The following is a 16,728-nucleotide window of genomic DNA, read 5'->3' on the forward strand; positions in this document are numbered from 1 at the left end:
GCCCCCTGAGAAGAGCCCCAACGTGCCCACTCGACGCTTACTCGCCGCCGCCGCAGGCCTGACAGTACTGGCATCCGCCCTGACCGGTTGCGGCATCATCGGTGGACAACCTGCCGACCTGCAGATCTACTCAGCCCGCCACTATGACCTGGAGGGTGCGTTCGGGCAGTTCACGGACGAAACGGGCATCACCGTGGAGTTCATCAGCGGTGACGACGCGGAGCTTCTCGAGCGCCTGAAAGCCGAGGGGGAAGACTCCCCGGCTGACGTGTTTATGACGGTGGACGCCGGCAACCTGTGGAATGCGGCGCGCCAGGATGAGCTCGCCGCCATTGATTCAGCCGCCCTCAATGAAGCAGTCCCGGAGGACCTCCGTGACGCGCAGGGGCGCTGGTTCGGGCTGGCCATGCGGGCACGCACCGTCACCTATAACCCCCAGAACGTGGATCCCGCTGACTTCGACGCGGCGGACACCTACGCCGGGCTGACGGATCCGAAGTGGAAGGGGCGGCTGTGCATGCGTGACGCCACCTCGTCCTACACCCAGTCCCTCGTCGCGAGCCTGATCGACCTGCACGGCCGGGAGAAGGCCCTGGAGATTGCCAAGGGCTGGGTGGCCAACGACGTTCAGATCATGAGCAACGACGTACTGCTGCTTGAGGCGATCGACGCCGGCACCTGCGACGTGGGGATCAACAACCACTACTACCTGGCCCGGACGCTGGAGGACAAACCCGATTTCAAGGTGGACCTCTACTGGGCAAGCCAGGAAGGCGCCGGGACGCACGTCAACATTTCCGGCGCGGGCGTGGTGGAAGGCTCCGACAACGCCGGGGACGCGCAGCGGCTCATCGAGTGGCTCGCTACCACGGGCCAGAACGCCTTCGTCGACGCGAACCACGAATTCCCGGTGAACCCGGCAGCCAAACCCGAGCCGGTGATCGCAGGATTTGGTGACTTCAAGCGGATGCCGCTGAACGCCGAAGCCTACGGCGACCTCAACGCCGCGGCCGTGGACCTGCTCGCCGAGGCCGGATACAAGTGACCGAAACGGCGGTCCTCGCTGAAGCGGGGACGCCGAAACGCCGTCCCCGCCGGACGGCCGGTGCCGGACGCCCGGCGTGGTCCGCACTCGTGGTCCTGGTGGCCGTGGTGGTTGCCACCCCCGTGTTCGCCGTGGTTGTTGATGGCCTGGGCAGCGTGGGCGACACCGCACCGCCACGGGGACTTTCCGGCATGGTGCTCACCACACTGCTCCTGATGCTGGGAGTGGCAGCGGGCTCCCTCCTGGTGGGCGGCGGCCTGGCATGGCTCGTCACCGCCTACCGCTTTCCGCTGCGCAATGTCTTCGCCTGGCTGCTGGTCCTGCCATTGGCCGTACCCGCCTACATCCTGGGCTTCGTCTTCCTCTCCGTGTTCGACGTCTCCGGGCCGGTGCAGACCGCCCTGCGTGCCGTACTGGGGCCGGACGTCTGGGTCCCCGACGTCCGGTCGCTGCCGGGCGCGGTGCTGGTGATGTCGCTGTCCCTCTACCCCTACGTCTACCTCCTGGCGCGCACCGCGCTCAGTGAGCACGCATCCGGCACGTACGACGCAGCCCGGACCCTCGGTGCAGGGCGGGGGCGCGCACTCCGGCGGGTCCTGCTGCCGCTCGCCAGGCCGTCGCTGGCCGCCGGCATGGCCCTGGTGATGATGGAGACGCTCACCGATTTCGCGACGGTGCAGTACTTCAACGTCCAGACCGTTTCCGTGGGTGTCTACCTGGTCTGGAAGGGCACCTTCAACTTCCACGCCGCAACCCAGCTGGCCGTCCTGGTCCTGCTGTTCGCCGTCGCCGTCCTGGCGGGGGAGCGGGCCCTGCGCGGCCGGGCACGCTATCACCGGCAGGGCGGAAGGGGACAGGGCCTGCAGCCGACCACACTGCACGGCGGCCGCGGCTGGGCTGCCGCCGCTCTGTGCACCGCAGCCGTCAGCACAGGCTTCCTGATCCCCGTCCTCCAGCTGCTGGGATGGGCCGTGGGCGGGGCCGTCAAAAACCCCGGCTTCCTCGCGGATCCGCGCTTCGGCGAGTACATCGTCAACACCCTTTTGGTCGCGGCAGTCACCGCTGCGGCCTGCGTGTTCCTCTCCGTGGCAGTAGCGCACGGCGTCCGCCTCAGCGGGGGCAGGTTTGTCTCCTCCGCGGCGCAGCTGACAACCTTCGGGTACGCCGTGCCGGGCGCAGTGGTGGGCATCGGCGTCCTCATCTCCTTCGCGGCACTGGATGATGCCCTCGAGGCGGCAGGCGTTCCCGGCGGCACCGGGCTGTTGGTCACGGGTTCGGTCCTGGGCATCCTTTACGCCTACGTGATCCGTTTCCTCGCCCCCGCCTACCAGGCCGTGGACGCCAGCTTCGCGAAAATCCCGGCAACCCTCACCTTCTCGGCGCTCAGCCTGGGCGCCGGCCCGCGGCGCATCCTGGCGCGGGTCCATGTTCCCCTGGCACGCTCCGGGATTGCCGTGGCCCTGATGCTGGTGGCAATCGACGCCGTCAAGGAACTGCCCATCGTGTTGCTGCTCCGGCCCTTCGGCTTCACCACGGCGTCCGTCTGGGTCTACGAACTTGCCCGCGAAAACTTCTGGGAAAAGGCGTCGCTGCCCGCACTGGTGATCGTCGCGGCCGCCGTCCTCCCCGTCCTGGTCCTCGTCAGGCAAGCCCGCCGCAATGAAACACCTGGAAAGGCCTCGGCATGACCATTCGTGTGGCACGTGAAAAGCATCCTGCCGGCACGGAGGGTGCTCCGGCAGCGCTCGTCTTCGAAGGCGTCAGCAAAGACTACGGCTCGGCCGTGGGCGTCGATACGCTGGACCTGTCAGTACCGGCCGGCGAGCTGGTGACCGTGATCGGGCCGTCCGGCTGCGGCAAGTCGACCACCCTCCGCCTCGCCGCAGGGTTGGAACGGCCGGACATCGGCACCATCAGGGTGGCCGGGGATGTCGTGGCGGACAAGCGCCGCTTCGTGGAACCCGAGCGGCGCCGGGTAGGGCTCGTCTTCCAGGACTACGCACTGTTTCCGCACATGACCGTGGCGCAGAACGTGGAGTTCGGGCTGGACCGGCTGAGCCGTGGTGAGCGCAAAGCGCGGGCCGGGGAAGTCCTGGACCTGGTGCGCCTTGCCCACTTTGCGGGCCGGTACCCGCACGAGCTTTCCGGCGGCGAACAGCAGCGCGTGGCGCTCGCCCGCGCATTGGCGCCCCGCCCCGCCGTCGTCCTCCTGGATGAGCCGTTCTCAAGCCTGGACGAGTCGCTGCGCGCGCAGGTGCGCCGGGACACCGTGGCAACGCTGCGTGAGGCCGGCACCACCGGCGTCCTCGTCACCCACGACCAGACAGAGGCGCTCTCAGTCGGCACCCGGGTGGTGGTGATGCGCGGCGGCGTGATCGAACAGGCGGACACCCCGGAGAAGGTCTTCGAGCAGCCCGCCACCCGCTTTGTGGCCTCCTTCATGGGTGACGCGGACTTCCTCCCCGCCCATGTGCACCGCGCCCTCCTGACTTGCGAAATCGGCGTCGTTTCCACCGTGCCGGGCTGGGCCAACAGCGAGGCGGACGTGGACGTGGTGCTGCGGCCGCACGAGGTGGCGCTGCGCCCGGACCCCGATTCCCAGGCGCGCGTCTCGGCCGTCGAGTACCACGGCGCCTTTGTCCTTCACTACGTCAGGCTGGCCTCGGGACGCACCGTGCGCTCCTGGCAGCCCCACACCGTCCGCCACCCCGTGGGAACAGCGGTGGCCGTGACCGTAGCGGCAGGGACCACGCCCACGCTGCTGCTGGGCGACCACGCCATCACTTCCCCGCCCCCGGGCAGCTCCCTGCATCAACGGTCGCCCGAGCCCGTCCAGCTAAGTTAGGCCAGTTTTATGTCCACATATATCGCCCCGGTGACGCAATGACCGCGCAGCCAGACCTCGCCCGGGCCGCTTTCACCGACCTCGCCCGCCACGGCGACCGCCCGGCAGTGCTCAGCGCTGACGGCGTCCTGTCCTACCGGGAGCTTGCCTCCCGCGTTGACGACGCCGCCGCCCGCCTGGGAACGGCACGCCGGCTGGTGGTGCTGGCAGCGCAGAACGACCTGGACTCGCTGGTGGCCTACCTCGCAGCCCTGTCCGCCGGCCACGTCCTGTTGCTGGCCCCGGCCGACAAACCGGAAGCCCTCGCGTCCCTCATGGGCGCCTATGACCCGGACGTGCTGCTGCGCTCCGGCGACGGCCACGGGGTGCCCGTGCTCGAGGAGCGGCGCAACGGCTCCCGGCACCACCTGCATCCTGAACTGGCGCTGCTGCTCAGCACCTCGGGCTCGACGGGCTCGCCGAAACTGGTGCGCCTCTCCCACACCAACCTCACAGCCAACGCCGAGGCCATCGCCGAGTACCTGGGCATTGGGGCCGATGACAGGGCCGCCACCACGCTGCCCCTGCATTACTGCTACGGCCTGTCAGTTGTGAACAGCCACCTGATCCGCGGGGCAGGGCTGGTGCTCACGGACCTCTCGGTGGTGGACCCCTGTTTCTGGGATCTCTTCCGGGATCGGCAGGCCACCTCCTTCGCGGCCGTTCCCTACACCTTCGACCTCCTGGACCGGGTCGGCTTCGCGGACGAGGACCTGCCGCACCTGCGCTACGTAACGCAGGCCGGCGGGCGGCTGGCACCGGAGAAGGTGCGCTCCTGGGCGGAAACCGGGCAGCGCCGCGGCTGGGACCTCTTTGTCATGTACGGGGCAACGGAAGCTACCGCCCGGATGGCCTACCTGCCGCCGGACCTGGCCGCCGACCATGCCGAAACCATCGGCGTCCCCGTGCCGGGCGGATCCTTCCGCATCGACCCGGTGGAGGACCTGGCAGACGGGGAACTGGTCTACAGCGGCCCCAACGTCATGCTCGGGTACGCCGAGGATCCCGCGGACCTCGCACTCGGCCGGGAAGTCCACGAACTGCGCACCGGCGACCTCGCCCGCCGGCAGCCCAACGGCCTGTATGAGGTGGTGGGGCGGCGCAGCCGGTTCGTGAAGATTGTGGGTCTGCGCGTGGACCTCGGGCAGGTAGAGCGGATCCTTGCCGACATGGGGATCACCGCGGCCGCCGCCGGCACGGACGACCGCCTGGTAATCGCCGTCGAAGGCGGGCACGACGGCGGAATCCTCGCCAAAACCCTGGCCGGCACGCTGGGGCTGCCCCGCGCCGCCGTCGTGATCCATACTGTGGAAGCCCTGCCGCGCCTGGCCACCGGCAAGGTGGACTACCCGGGGGTCCTGGGCCTTGCTGCTCCGCAGCCCGCTGCTGCGGGTGCCGCCGGTGCAACCAGCGCCGCGGTTGCGGATGACGCGGCAACAGCCCAAGCCGCTCCGGCGGGTCCAGCCCCCGCCGGCCGCGCCGACGACGTCCGGACCATTTTCGCCGAAGCCCTGGAATGTCCCGTTGTGGGGGACGATGACACGTTCGTCTCCCTTGACGGCGACTCGCTGTCCTACGTGGCGGTCTCCGTGCAGCTGGAACGCGTCCTGGGACAGCTTCCCGCCGACTGGCACCTCTTGCCGGTGCGGGAACTGGAGCGCCGCCGGAAGCCCCGGCGGCGGAGCCCCTTCTCCTTCCTGGAGACCTCGATTGTGCTCCGGGCCGTCGCCATCGTGTGCATTGTGGCCACGCACGTGGAGCTGATCATGTTCCAGACCGCCCACCTGCTCTTCGCGGTGGCCGGCTACAACTTTGCACGGTTCCAGCTGGCCGACCAGCGGGCTACCCGGCTGCGCCGCCAGCTCCGCGGCGTTGCCCGGATAGTGGTGCCCTCCACGGCCTTCATCGCCGTGGCCTACCTCCTCACGGACCACTACACGGTGGCCAACATCTTCCTGCTCAACGCCATGGTGGGGCCTGAGGCGGTGACCACGCAGTGGCATTTCTGGTTCGTGGAACTGCTGGTGTACATCCTGCTGGCCGTGGCAGCGCTCATGGCCGTGCCCTGGGTTGACCGGCTGGAGCGCCGGGCACCTTTCGCCTTCGCACTCGGTCTGGTGGCCATCGCGCTGCTGAGCCGGTACGACATCGTGGATCCCGGCCTGCCCAAACCCCCGCCCGTCTTCTGGATCTTCGCGCTCGGCTGGGCACTCGCGCGGGCCCGCACCCACCTCCACAGGATCACTGTCTCCGCCATCACCCTGGTGACCCTGCCGGGCTTCTTTGGCAGCAGCGTCAGGGATGTCACCGTCGCCGCAGGAATCCTGCTGCTGGTGTGGGTGCCGGCGCTGCCGGTGCCCGCGTTCCTGCGCCGGGTCATCGGCTGGCTGGCCGCGGCGTCGCTGTACATCTACCTCACCCACTGGCTGGTCTACCCGCTGCTGCTTCCCGTCAACCCGGTCCTGGCCGTCGTCGGGTCCCTCGTGCTGGGGGTGGGCTACTGGGCCCTGTGCCGGTGGCTGCCCGCTGCAGCCGGGCGGCTCTGGGCCAGGCGGTTCAGTTCAACAGCCAGGCCGCGCCAAGCAGCAGGGGCACCGCTAGAACCGAGGTGATTACCGCCGTCGACTGCGCGAGGCTCTGCCCCACCCGGTAACGGACGGCGTACAGGACCACGTTCTGGCCGGTGGGGAGGATGGCGCAGGCGGTGACCACGAACGTGCTGAACGCATCCAGGCGGAACACGAACACGGCCAGCACCCACGCCAGGGCGGGCTGGACGGCTGATTTGAGGATCACGGCCACCGTGGTTGGCGCACCGTCGCCGTTGGTGCCGCGGGGCGACAGGCCGTGCAGCGACATGCCGAAAATGATCAACATGAGGGGGACGGTCACCTGGGCGATCAGCGACAGCGGATCCAGGATCAGTTCGGGAACCTGGATACCGACGGCGCTGACGATGATTCCAAGGACGGCCGCCACCGTCACGGGGTTGCGGAAGGGCGTGGCCAGGATGCGCCCGATGGAGGGCTTTTCCGCGTCGGGATCGCTGAGGTCCAGGATGGTCAGGGCGATCGGGGTGATGACGGCGAGCTGGAACAGCATGATGGGCGTGACGTAGGTGGCGCTGCCCAGCACGTAGGACGACAGCGGGACGCCGAGGTTGGTGGAGTTCACGATGCCGGTGGCCAGTGCTCCGATGGTTGTCCTGCGGACGCCCCATCTGGCGATGGCGCCGATGATGGCGAACACGGCCATCATGGCTGCCGCCGTGGCTACCGAGATCAGGCCTGTTGTGCTGAGGACGTCGGAGATGTGCCGGGAGGCGATCAGGGAGAACATCAGGCTGGGCAGCCCCACCAGGAACGTCAGGGTGGAGAGCACCTTTGTGCCGTGCGGGCCCAGGGCGTTGGTTTTGCCCAGGATGTAGCCCACCAGCATGACCGCGCCCACCACAAAGAAGCCCTTTAAGACTCCATCCAAGATACTGTCCTCAATGTCGGTCCGCCGTCACTGCGGTGGTTCGTCCCGCCGGGCGACCGAATGGGGAGCCCGCTCCATCAGATGCTATCGGTGGGGGCCGCGCGGTGATCAATCCGGGCCGTCAGTCCGTCGATCCGGTCAAGCGCGGTGCTGAGGCGTTCCACAGCGGACCACAGGTCCTGGTGCTGTTCACGGATCTGCTCAAGGGTGGCGCCCGCGGACCGCAGCGACGCAAGGTCGAAACTGACGTTGGTCCGCGCCCCGGCCACCGCCGCACGCAGTGCCCCGAACGCGACGACGACATCGGCAATGAGCGCCGGGTTGCCGTTGGCCGCCAGCCAGGCCAGGTCATCGACGGCTTCGATGGCGCGCTCGCCGAGCACGGCCGATGACTTGGCGGCGTCGAGTGACGCGCGGTGGATGGCTTCCTCCCGGTCCGGACCCGGATCCAGGCGGAACGCGGCACCAAAGGCCTGGGACGCCGTCGCATCCTCATCGGCGAGCTGCAGGGCCTCCCGCCGGAGGGCCTGGGCCCGCTCCCGGATCTCCGCCACTTCCGCGCCCTCGTGCTCTTTCGGTTCCGTGTAACCGGCAACCATGGAAGTCAGTGACGCCGCCACGGCAAGCATCAGCCCGGACCCGGCGCCACCGCCCGGGGATCCGGTGGACTGGGCCAGGGCCTCCGTCCATTCATCGACCGTGGAGTCTTGGGTAGTAATAGTTTCCGCAGCATCCATGACAACATCGTGCCCAGAAACGGTCCCGGCCAAACGGGGAGGTCCATTCCGGGGCCTTCGGCGATGCTTACATGATGCCTGTTGGCACCAGCAGGACCCATGCCAGTGCCGGGGCGGTCAGCACCACGGCTCCGGCGTAGATCATCAGCTGCTTGTAGACGCGCTGCCTGTCGTTTTCGCGGGCGTTGGCCACCACAAGGGCACCGTCGGTGGAGAAGGGGGAAACGTCGACGACGGTGGCGGCAATGGCGAGTGCTGCCACCGTTCCGGAGGCGCTGAGGGTGCTCGTGGCCAGGAGCGGGCCGGCCAGGGGGATGAAGGCGGTGAGCAGCGCCGTCGAGGAGGCGAAGGCCGAGCCGACGCCTATCACGTAGCAAAGGACGAGTGCGATGAGCAGCGGTGCTCCCAGTGCCAGGGCCTGCTCGGCGAGGGTGTCGATGACTCCGACGTGCTGGAGCAGGGAGACGTAGGTGATCATGCCGGCCACCAGCAGGACCGTGGACCAGGAAATGCCGCCGATGAACGTCTGGTGTTCCTTGATGTTGATGAGGGCTAGCAGGAGTCCCGCGGAGAGGGCAACAAATCCGATGGGCATGCGGAAGCCCAAGGTGCAGACGAGCATCGCAACGATCAGCACCAGGGTGAGGATCTGCTGGCCGTGCGGCCTGATGGTGACCGGTACTACCAGGTCGGCGTGCTGGCCCTTTTCGCCGTCCCGAAGGCGGCCCAAGAGGGCGAAAATGACGATTGTCAGGACGGACAGGATGAGGTTGAGGGCGAAACTGGCCGTGAAGAGGGCACCCTGGGAAATGGGGAAGCCGTTGTCCAGCGCGATGTCATGGACCAGCACGCCCGCCACGGACAGCGGGGAGAAGCCGCCCGCGTGCGCTCCGTTGATGATGAAGGCGCCCATCAGGACGGGATGGATGCGCGACTCGTAGGCGAATCCGATCGCCGCGGGTGCCAGCAGTGCGACGGCGGCAGGGGAGAAGGTGCCCAGCGCCGTCAGCGCCGCGGCCAGCAGGAAGAAGACCCAGGGAAGCACCAGCGTCTTGCCCCGGACAAGGCGGACGCAGCTCTGGACGATGATGTCGATGGTGCCGTTCCGCTGGGCCATGCTGAAGAAGTAGGTGACACCGATGATGGTCAGGACGATGCTGGCAGGGAATTCCGCAAGGATTTCCCGGTCCGTCATTCCGAGCATGAAGTAGCCGATGCCGAAGGATGCCACCAGGCCCATCACGCCGATGTTCAGCGGCCATTTGGTGGCCACGATGAACATCACCACGAGGACGACGAGCGGGACGATCTGGGTCGCGGTCATGGTCGGCTCCGAATCCGTGGTGGCCGCCGGGGTGAAGAGGTTCCCTCCCAGCACGATGGCCACCAGACTCAGAAGCGCGAAACCGGCAGCCGCAATCAGTAGGATACGGCGGCGGGGCCGGGGCCCGGGACTGTGCTCCCGGGAATCGCCCTCCGGGGCGGCGGTCTGTTGCTCGGTGCTAATCATGTGGTCTCCTCGTGGATCGGGTCCCCGCTGCAACTGCTGGGGGCGTGCGAAGGAGGCAGGGTGACTGGTTGGCTCCCTGCCTCCTTCTGGTGCTGTCCCGCCCCGCGCCCGTCCTTCGGGGTTCCTGTTGCGATGGAATGCGGGGTGGGACATGCCTGCCGGCATTACCGGCAGCCAGTGGGGGACCGGATGGAGGCGGTCCCGCCGTGTGGTTGGTTGAGCAGGATGGTCAGTTGAGCCGGTCTGCGCGGACGGCGAGTACGGGGCAGGTGGCGTCCAACAGGATGCGCTGGACGGTGCTTCCCAGGATGAGTTTCCCCACCATGGAGCGGTGCCGCAGGCCGATGACGATCATGTCCACGTTCCGGTCCTGGGCGATCTGGATGACCGCGTCACCGGGGTCTGCGAGGACCGAGGATTCGAGATGCAGTGCCTGCCCTGCTGCCTGCAGCCGGTCTTCAATGTCCTTCAGCTCATTCGCCTCCAGGCCGTGATGGCCGCGGCCAACGTTGACCACAAGGAGGTCCGCTTTCCTGAGCACTGCTTCGGCGATCCCCTGGGTGAGGGCTTCGCGGCCCTCCGGGGCGGGGGCGTAGGCAACGAGAACCGTCATGGTTTTTCTCTTCCGTCGTTTTTGGTGGTGGGCATGCTGGTTCCTAGACGAGTGTGTTGAGCCAGCCCTGGGGCAGGTCGATGGGAAGGAGCGACGGGAGTGCGAGGAGCACCACGTACAGCACCGCTGTGTAGACCACCGCCGTCTTGAGCCGGGCCCTTGCGACTATCAGGAGGAAGGCCGGGATGAAGATCGTGACTGCGATCAGGTATCCGAAGGCGGCCGTGAGGGCCAGGAACCCTGTCATCCATAGGAAGGTCTTGAACGCGAACTTTGCGTCGAGGGTCCAGCCTGCCTTCGCGGGCTGTGTGGCAAGGATTCCCTCTGCCTCCTCGGAGATGGTCTGACCTGCGTTAGGCGTCCTGCCGCGAAGCCTTGTCCGGATCTCAATGAAGAGCAGTATGCCGGAGAAGACCAGGCCTCCGATGCTGACCAGTTGGGGCACCAGCCGGGCCTCGGGAGAGAACGACGCCGAGGAAATCAATGCTGCGGCGAAGGCGGCGGCGAAGATGCCTGCGGCGGCGAGGGACCAGGTGGAGTCCTTCAGCGGGCTTTCGTCATCTTCCGGGCGCTCGTCCCGGTGTCCGTCGTCGAGGTTGGTGTTCCTGCGGGCGCGGATGAACTTGATGAAGGCCCAGAGGATGGGCAGGATGAGGATGGCGAGGAAGACCAGCACGCCGGGGCGGGCCATCCAGTCCAGTCCGTTGTAGAGGCTGTCGGTGAGGAAGTAGTAGCGTTCCAGCGGGATTGCCAGGACGAACCCGATGAGGAACGGCGCCCTGGGGAATCCGGTGGACTTCAGCAGCCAGCCGAAAACGCCGAGGATGATCATCACCCAGAGGTCGCCGAGCTGGCCGCCTTCCTGGAAGGAACCGAGCAGCATAACGGCCACGAGGCCTGCAGCCAGGACGGCGAAGGGGACCTTGGTGAGCTTGGCGAGCTGCTTGACGCTGAGGAAGCAGAACAGGGCCCCGAGGATGGAAGCAATCGCGAAGGACCACACGATGAGGTACATCAGGTCCAGGTGTTCGGTGATGATGGACGGGCCCGGCTGGATTCCGTAGGTAAGCAGCATGCCCAGGAGCATTGCCGAAGGGACGCCGCCGGGGATGCCGAACAGAAGGGTGGGGATGAGGTCGCCGGCTTCGACGGAGTTGTTGGCGCTTTCGGGGCCGACGATGCCGCGGGGGTCGCCCTTGCCGAACTGGCGCTTGTCCTTGGCGGTTGCAACGGCCTGGCCGTAGGCCAGCCATGTTCCGGCCGTGGCGCCGACGCCGGGCAGCACGCCGGCCCAGATGCCGATGAGTGCGCCCCGGATGACCTGCGTCCAGTGGGACAGCCATTCCCGGATGCCCTTGCCCCAGCCTCCGCCAACGGTGATGTTCTCCGTCTGGCCGCGGCGCTGGCTGGCCCGTGAGGCGATTTCGGCCAGGCCGAAGATGCCCAGGGCCACGGCTACCAGTGACAGTCCGTCGCCCAGGAACAGGCTGCCGAAGGTGAAGCGCTCCTCGGCCGTTGTGGGTGAGGTGCCCACCATGCCGAGGACCAGGCCGAGGAGGCCTGCGGAGATGCCCTTGATGATGTTGCCGCGGGAGAGAACGGCGGCGAGGGCTACGCCGAGGACTGTCAGCATGAACAGTTCCGGGCTTGCGAAGGACAGCACGAGCGGCCGGGCGAGGGGTATGGCGAGCGTGAGGCCGACGGCGCCGATGATGCCGCCCGCCATGGAGGACAGGAACGCAAGCGTCAGTGCCCTGGCGGCCTGCCCTTTTTTGGCCATGGAGTAGCCGTCGAGCATTGTCACGCTGGCTGAGGCGGAGCCGGGGGCACCAAGCAGCACGGCCGAGACCGTGTCTGACGTGTGGACCACGGCGAGTGCGCCGATGAGGAGTGCCAGGGCCTGTGGCGGTTCCATGCCGAAGGTGATGGGCAGGAGGATGGCGACGGCGCCTGTGCCGCCGAGGCCGGGGATGAGGCCCATGATGAGGCCGGCGACTGTGCCGATCAGGAGCATGATGAGCAGGGACGGGTCAGCGAGTGATGCCAGCGCTGCCATAGCGGAGTCAAGCATGATGGTCCTTATTCAACGTGGATGTTGTAGGTGCTCTCGAGCAAGTCCTTGACGTAGGACCTGACGGAGCTGCTGACGGTGTAGGCGTCCCTGACGCGGTTGGCCATGTCCGCGTCCGCTACCAGGGGGTAGCCGCCCAGGACTTTCGCTGCCTTTGCCTGGAAGCCCTGGTCGGCGCCGAGCTTTTCGTTTGATTCACGCAGCAGCGTGATGGCCTTCTCGGGCGTGTCCTTGGGGACCCAAAGGCCCTTTTGGTAGGTGTACGTCAGGCCGAGCAGGGTCTTGTACGCCTCGAACTTTTCCCCTGAGGGCTTCTTGCCGTGCAGCTGCTCGTACGCTTCGACGACCGTGGGCACATCCGGGAAGTTGGGGTCCCGGATGACGTCGCCGGAGCCGTCCAGCTGCCCGAAGGACATCAGCACGGTGGCTTTGCCCTCCTTGGCGATGCCCTCCACGGCGGAGCCGTAGGCGGAGGTGGTCTGGTAATCCAGGTCGATCTCTCCGCGCTGCAGCGCCAGGTTGACCGGGCCGCGGCCTTCGAAGCCGAAGGTGGAGGTCACGTCCGCTTCGAGCAGATCGAAGGCGACGAGGGTGGTGATGTCCAGCCCGGTGGCGCTGATGCCTCCGAATTCTAGGGGCTTGTCCCTGTTGATGAGGTCGCCGATGCCGTTGACGCCGGCTTCGGTCCGGGCGTAGATGACGCCGCCGGTGCCGTTGACCACCACGGGTTTCAGGTCCTCGAACGAGTACTTCACGGCCGAGCGGCCCAGGACCCACGGAACCACGGTGGACGCGGTGCCCACCAGGATCTCGGTACCGTCGGTCTTTGCCGAGCGGGCGAACTTGTTGGTGCCCGAGATGCCCTCGCCGCCGGGTTCGTTGACGGGCGCGAATCCGGGGCGGCCGGGGATGTAGTTGGTCAGTTCCGTACCGATGAAGCGGGCCCAGGTGTCGGTGCCGCCGCCGGAGGCCAGGGGAATCAGGAATTCAACGGTTTCGCCGCTGTAGTTCCCGTCTTCGGTGCTGGAGGGCGGGTTCAGGAGCCCTTCGCCCAGCACGGTTGTTGCCAGGCCAAGAACGGCGAAGGAGGCTACTGCTCCCAGCACCATGCGGCGGCTGTGCTTGGCCGGTTCGGGCTGTTCCGTGGCCGCTGTTTCCTGGAGGCCTTCGGGAGGTTCCAGGGAAGACTTTTGACTCGTCATTGAGGGGTCCTTAATCATGTGCCGTGCCAGCTGTGGGGGCAGCCGGAGGGGGCGTGCTTGTAATGGGGCGCTTTACCAGGTGTCCGGCAGCAGGAGTTCCGCGTCGGCAAGCCGCCGGGCACTGCGCAGCGCACCGACAACGGGGACCCCGTCCCTGGCTTCAGACCAGGTCTGGACCAGGCCGGCAGGGGTCCGCAGGGTGACGCCCTGTGAAACGTCACTGGTGATGAGGTTCGCCGCCACGGTTCCGGTGTGCTGGGCCGCCATGGTCAGAGCAACGCTGCCCGTGATGGCAAGGGCCGGGTGGAGGCGGCCCATGGACAGCATGCGGACCACCAGGTCCGCTTCGTCGGACTGCCCGGCCCTGGCCACGAGGGCCAGTTTGGGAATGGCGCGTTCGGCTTCCGCCCGGCTTCCGGCCAGTCCCATCTGCACCGCAGCGTCTCGGCGCATGTCATCGAGATGCACCAGCAGTTCGGTCCGCGAGTCGATCTCTGCTGCCGTTTCGTGGCCGGTCAGGCCCACGGATTCGGCTTCCACGATGACAACGGGAGCGCCGGCGTCGATAAGCGTTGCCGGCACCTGCCTGCCGTCAAAGGTGACCTTGTCCATTGGCTCCCCGGAGGGGAAGAGCTTTCCCGTTGTCCGTCCGGCGGGGTCGAAGAAGCCCATTCCCACCGGCATGCCTGGGAACGGTACACCGGGGATGACCTGGTCGCCGGAGTAACCCAGTTCGCCGCCGGGTGTATCGACCTTTTGCAGGATGAGTTGGTTGGTGTTGGTGTTCAGGGTGCGGACCAGCGTGGTCTCAGGACCCGCTTCCACCCAGCCGCGTTCGATGGCATACGGGGCGACGACGGCCGAGCAGTTGCCGCAGTTGCTGCCCCAGTCGACGCGCTGTTCCTCGATGCCCACCTGGGCGAAGGTGTAATCCACATCCGCTTCATCGGAGAGCGAGCGGGACAGGATGACGGCCTTGCTGGTGGTCGATGTACCGCCGCCAACACCATCGATCTGGCGGTTGTCCGGACTCCCGTAGAGCCGCAGGAGGACCTCATCCACGGTCTTCCCCGGGACCTGCAGGCTGTCCCATTCGAAGACCCAGCACTTGCTGGTTCCGCCACGCATCCAAGCGGCAGGGATCTTTACCATGATTGCTTTCACACCTTCCCGGCGCCGGAATACGGGCGATCTGCCCTGTCGGCTAACCCAGTGTGATGCCCATCCCAGATGAATTACAAACGCTAAAAACTGCATATCCCTGCACTTTTACTTCATTCGTAGCACCCTGAAGCCACGCGTCAGGAACGTGGACTGGGTCTTTTCGGGCGGGGACCGCGACGGCACCCCGCGCCGCGCCGCACTGGATGAAGTAAGTGGCTAAAATTGTTAGGGGGGTATAACGAAAACTTCAAGGAAGGCCGCCATGCTGAACGTTCGGAGACTGGAACTGTTGCTGGATGTTGTGGAGCTCGGTTCGATCACTGCCGCGGCAGAGAAGCACGTCTATTCCCCCTCCGGCGTTTCGCAGCAGCTCCGGCGCCTCGAGGCCGAAGTGGGGCAGCCCCTCCTGCAGCGGCAGGCCAGGGGAATGGTGCCCACGGACGCAGGCCATGTCCTGACGGCGCACACACGAAGGATCCTCCGCCAGATGGCAGCGGCGGAAGCGGACCTTGCCGAGATCGCGGGGCTGAACCGGGGCAGCCTCACCATGGGGACGTTTCCCACCCTGGGTGGTTCGTTCCTGCCGTTGGTCATCAGCAGGTTCAAGGCGCAGTACCCGGCGATCACCCTGCACGTACGCAGCAGCCGCTTTGATGACCTCATTGAGATGCTGGAAAACGGGCAAGTGGGGATGTCCCTGCTCTGGGACTACGAATGGAACCGCCTGAGCCCGGAAAACTTCGCCCTGACAACCGTCTTCGAGGATGCCACGGCCCTCATCGTGGGCAAGGACCACAGGCTCGCCCGCCGCAAGCAGGTGGACATGGCGGACCTGGCGAATGAGGAGTGGATTGTCCGGGAAGAGGAGCACCCGGTGGTCGAGGTGCTCCACCGCAGCGCCCAGGCTGCAGGATTTTCACCGCGGATTTCCTTCCATGCCAATGACTACCAGGAGGCCCAGGCTATGGTCAGCGTGGGCCTGGGCATAGCCCTTGCCCCCCGGACGGCTGTGGTGAACAAGCACCCAGGTGTCAGCATCGTCTCGCTGGGCTCGAGTGCCCCCTCCCGCCGGGTGCTCCTGGCACACCGGCATGACAGGGTCAGGGCCGCGGCCGAGATCGCCTTCCAGACGACGCTGCTGGAGGTAGCCAAAGACAAGAGTGTCGACTTCCGGTGACGGAACCAATGTGGCTGGGGCTATAAGGCATCACGGGCGCGCCCGGTGAACTGGTCCATGGTCCGGTTGATGCCCAGGACATCCATCAGGCGGTCGAACGCTCCGACGGGAAGCATCCGCGCTGCCGGAACCAAGTTCACGAGCGGCGGCAGCACCAGTTTCTGCCGTCCGCTTTCTATGGCGTCCAGGATCCCCGCCGCTACTTCTTCTTCCTTCAGGATGGGAAGCAGCCTGGGAAACCGGGTGCGCACGCCGTCGAACATTCCCGTGTCGATGTAGTACGGGCAGACCACCAAGGTTGACACTCCGGTCCTTCCGTTCCGCAGCTCAGCGCGCAAGGATTCGTTGAAGCCGAAGGCCGCGAACTTGCTGGCGGAGTAGTCAGTCTGTTTGGCCACCCCCACCAGGCCCGCCGCGCTTGCGATGGTTACTACGGCGCCCCGGCCCCGGTCCACCATCCCGGGCAGGAACGCGCGCGTCACCCAGTAGAGGGCCAGGACATTGACGTCGAACGTCCGTCTGATGTCGTCGTCGGTCGCGTCGAGGAGCTGCCGGCCGCTGACCACCCCCGCATTGTTGACCAGCACATCCACCTGCCCGGCAGCCGCTGCTGCTTGCTTGACAGCATCCTTGTCCGCCACGTTTACGGTTTGCGCTTCCGCAAGGTTGCCCGCGGCGCGGATTTCCTCCCGGACGGAGCTGCCGCTTTCGGCGGAGACGTCCCAGATGACCACGCGGGCACCCCGCCGGGCGGCACCGATGGCCATCCGCCGGCCCAGGCCGCTGCCTCCCCCTGTGACCAGCACGGTCCTGCCGGACAGGGAAGTGCCGCGGCCCATCAGCCG

At 66.9% G+C, this 16,728-nt stretch carries 13 protein-coding genes; 5 read left to right on the forward strand and 8 right to left on the reverse strand.

The features are described 5' to 3' along the window. Positions 1 to 22: 22 nt before the first annotated feature. The 4 genes from AC5RWA_RS09210 to AC5RWA_RS09225 are packed head-to-tail and all read left to right on the forward strand — an operon-like array spanning position 23 to position 6,541. The gene (locus AC5RWA_RS09210) at positions 23 to 1,045 is read left to right on the forward strand and encodes an extracellular solute-binding protein (RefSeq protein WP_494057365.1); all 1,023 of its coding nucleotides are present in this window, start codon (positions 23 to 25) and stop codon (positions 1,043 to 1,045) included. Beyond that, on the forward strand, positions 1,042 to 2,733 hold the full coding sequence (locus AC5RWA_RS09215; RefSeq protein WP_494057366.1) for an ABC transporter permease: 1,692 nt from the start codon (positions 1,042 to 1,044) through the stop codon (positions 2,731 to 2,733). Before AC5RWA_RS09210 ends, AC5RWA_RS09215 begins: the two co-directional genes overlap by 4 nt. Then, positions 2,730 to 3,890 carry an ABC transporter ATP-binding protein gene (locus AC5RWA_RS09220; protein ID WP_494057367.1) on the forward strand — a complete coding sequence of 387 codons (1,161 nt, stop codon included), beginning with the start codon at positions 2,730 to 2,732 and terminating at the stop codon, positions 3,888 to 3,890. The genes AC5RWA_RS09215 and AC5RWA_RS09220 overlap by 4 nt, the downstream gene beginning before the upstream one ends. Positions 3,891 to 3,928: 38 nt before the next feature. After that, positions 3,929 to 6,541 carry an AMP-binding protein gene (locus AC5RWA_RS09225; protein WP_494057368.1) on the forward strand — a complete coding sequence of 871 codons (2,613 nt, stop codon included), beginning with the start codon at positions 3,929 to 3,931 and terminating at the stop codon, positions 6,539 to 6,541. Here AC5RWA_RS09225 and AC5RWA_RS09230 read toward each other — a convergent pair. The 7 genes from AC5RWA_RS09230 to AC5RWA_RS09260 all read right to left on the reverse strand — a co-directional run bounded on the left by AC5RWA_RS09230 (position 6,486) and on the right by AC5RWA_RS09260 (position 14,694). Further along, the gene (locus AC5RWA_RS09230) at positions 6,486 to 7,409 is read right to left on the reverse strand and encodes an AEC family transporter (RefSeq protein WP_494057369.1); all 924 of its coding nucleotides are present in this window, start codon (positions 7,407 to 7,409) and stop codon (positions 6,486 to 6,488) included. The two genes, AC5RWA_RS09225 and AC5RWA_RS09230, sit on opposite strands and share 56 nt — an antisense overlap. 77 nt (positions 7,410 to 7,486) lie before the next feature. Beyond that, positions 7,487 to 8,146 carry a cyclodeaminase/cyclohydrolase family protein gene (locus AC5RWA_RS09235; RefSeq protein ID WP_494057370.1) on the reverse strand — a complete coding sequence of 220 codons (660 nt, stop codon included), beginning with the start codon at positions 8,144 to 8,146 and terminating at the stop codon, positions 7,487 to 7,489. A gap of 67 nt (positions 8,147 to 8,213) precedes the next feature. Then, on the reverse strand, positions 8,214 to 9,656 hold the full coding sequence (locus AC5RWA_RS09240) for an SLC13 family permease (RefSeq protein WP_079596984.1): 1,443 nt from the start codon (positions 9,654 to 9,656) through the stop codon (positions 8,214 to 8,216). A 229-nt stretch (positions 9,657 to 9,885) separates the two neighbouring features. Further along, positions 9,886 to 10,269 (reverse strand): universal stress protein, encoded by a 384-nt coding sequence (locus tag AC5RWA_RS09245; protein WP_494057371.1) that lies wholly within the window; start codon positions 10,267 to 10,269, stop codon positions 9,886 to 9,888. A 43-nt stretch (positions 10,270 to 10,312) separates the two neighbouring features. Beyond that, positions 10,313 to 12,340 carry a tripartite tricarboxylate transporter permease gene (locus AC5RWA_RS09250; RefSeq protein WP_275728323.1) on the reverse strand — a complete coding sequence of 676 codons (2,028 nt, stop codon included), beginning with the start codon at positions 12,338 to 12,340 and terminating at the stop codon, positions 10,313 to 10,315. Between the two features lie 8 nt (positions 12,341 to 12,348). After that, positions 12,349 to 13,542 (reverse strand): type 2 periplasmic-binding domain-containing protein, encoded by a 1,194-nt coding sequence (locus AC5RWA_RS09255; protein ID WP_079596981.1) that lies wholly within the window; start codon positions 13,540 to 13,542, stop codon positions 12,349 to 12,351. Between the two features lie 72 nt (positions 13,543 to 13,614). Then, positions 13,615 to 14,694 (reverse strand): PrpF domain-containing protein, encoded by a 1,080-nt coding sequence (locus AC5RWA_RS09260; RefSeq protein WP_079596980.1) that lies wholly within the window; start codon positions 14,692 to 14,694, stop codon positions 13,615 to 13,617. A 274-nt stretch (positions 14,695 to 14,968) separates the two neighbouring features. Between AC5RWA_RS09260 and AC5RWA_RS09265 the strand changes: the two genes are divergently transcribed. Next, on the forward strand, positions 14,969 to 15,883 hold the full coding sequence (locus tag AC5RWA_RS09265) for a LysR family transcriptional regulator (protein ID WP_079596979.1): 915 nt from the start codon (positions 14,969 to 14,971) through the stop codon (positions 15,881 to 15,883). 20 nt (positions 15,884 to 15,903) lie between these two features. Here AC5RWA_RS09265 and AC5RWA_RS09270 read toward each other — a convergent pair whose 3' ends face one another. Next, positions 15,904 to 16,722 (reverse strand): SDR family oxidoreductase, encoded by an 819-nt coding sequence (locus AC5RWA_RS09270; RefSeq protein ID WP_494057372.1) that lies wholly within the window; start codon positions 16,720 to 16,722, stop codon positions 15,904 to 15,906. Between the last annotated feature and the right edge of the window lie 6 nt (positions 16,723 to 16,728).

It is taken from the genome of Arthrobacter sp. 210 2 (genome assembly GCF_059093025.1).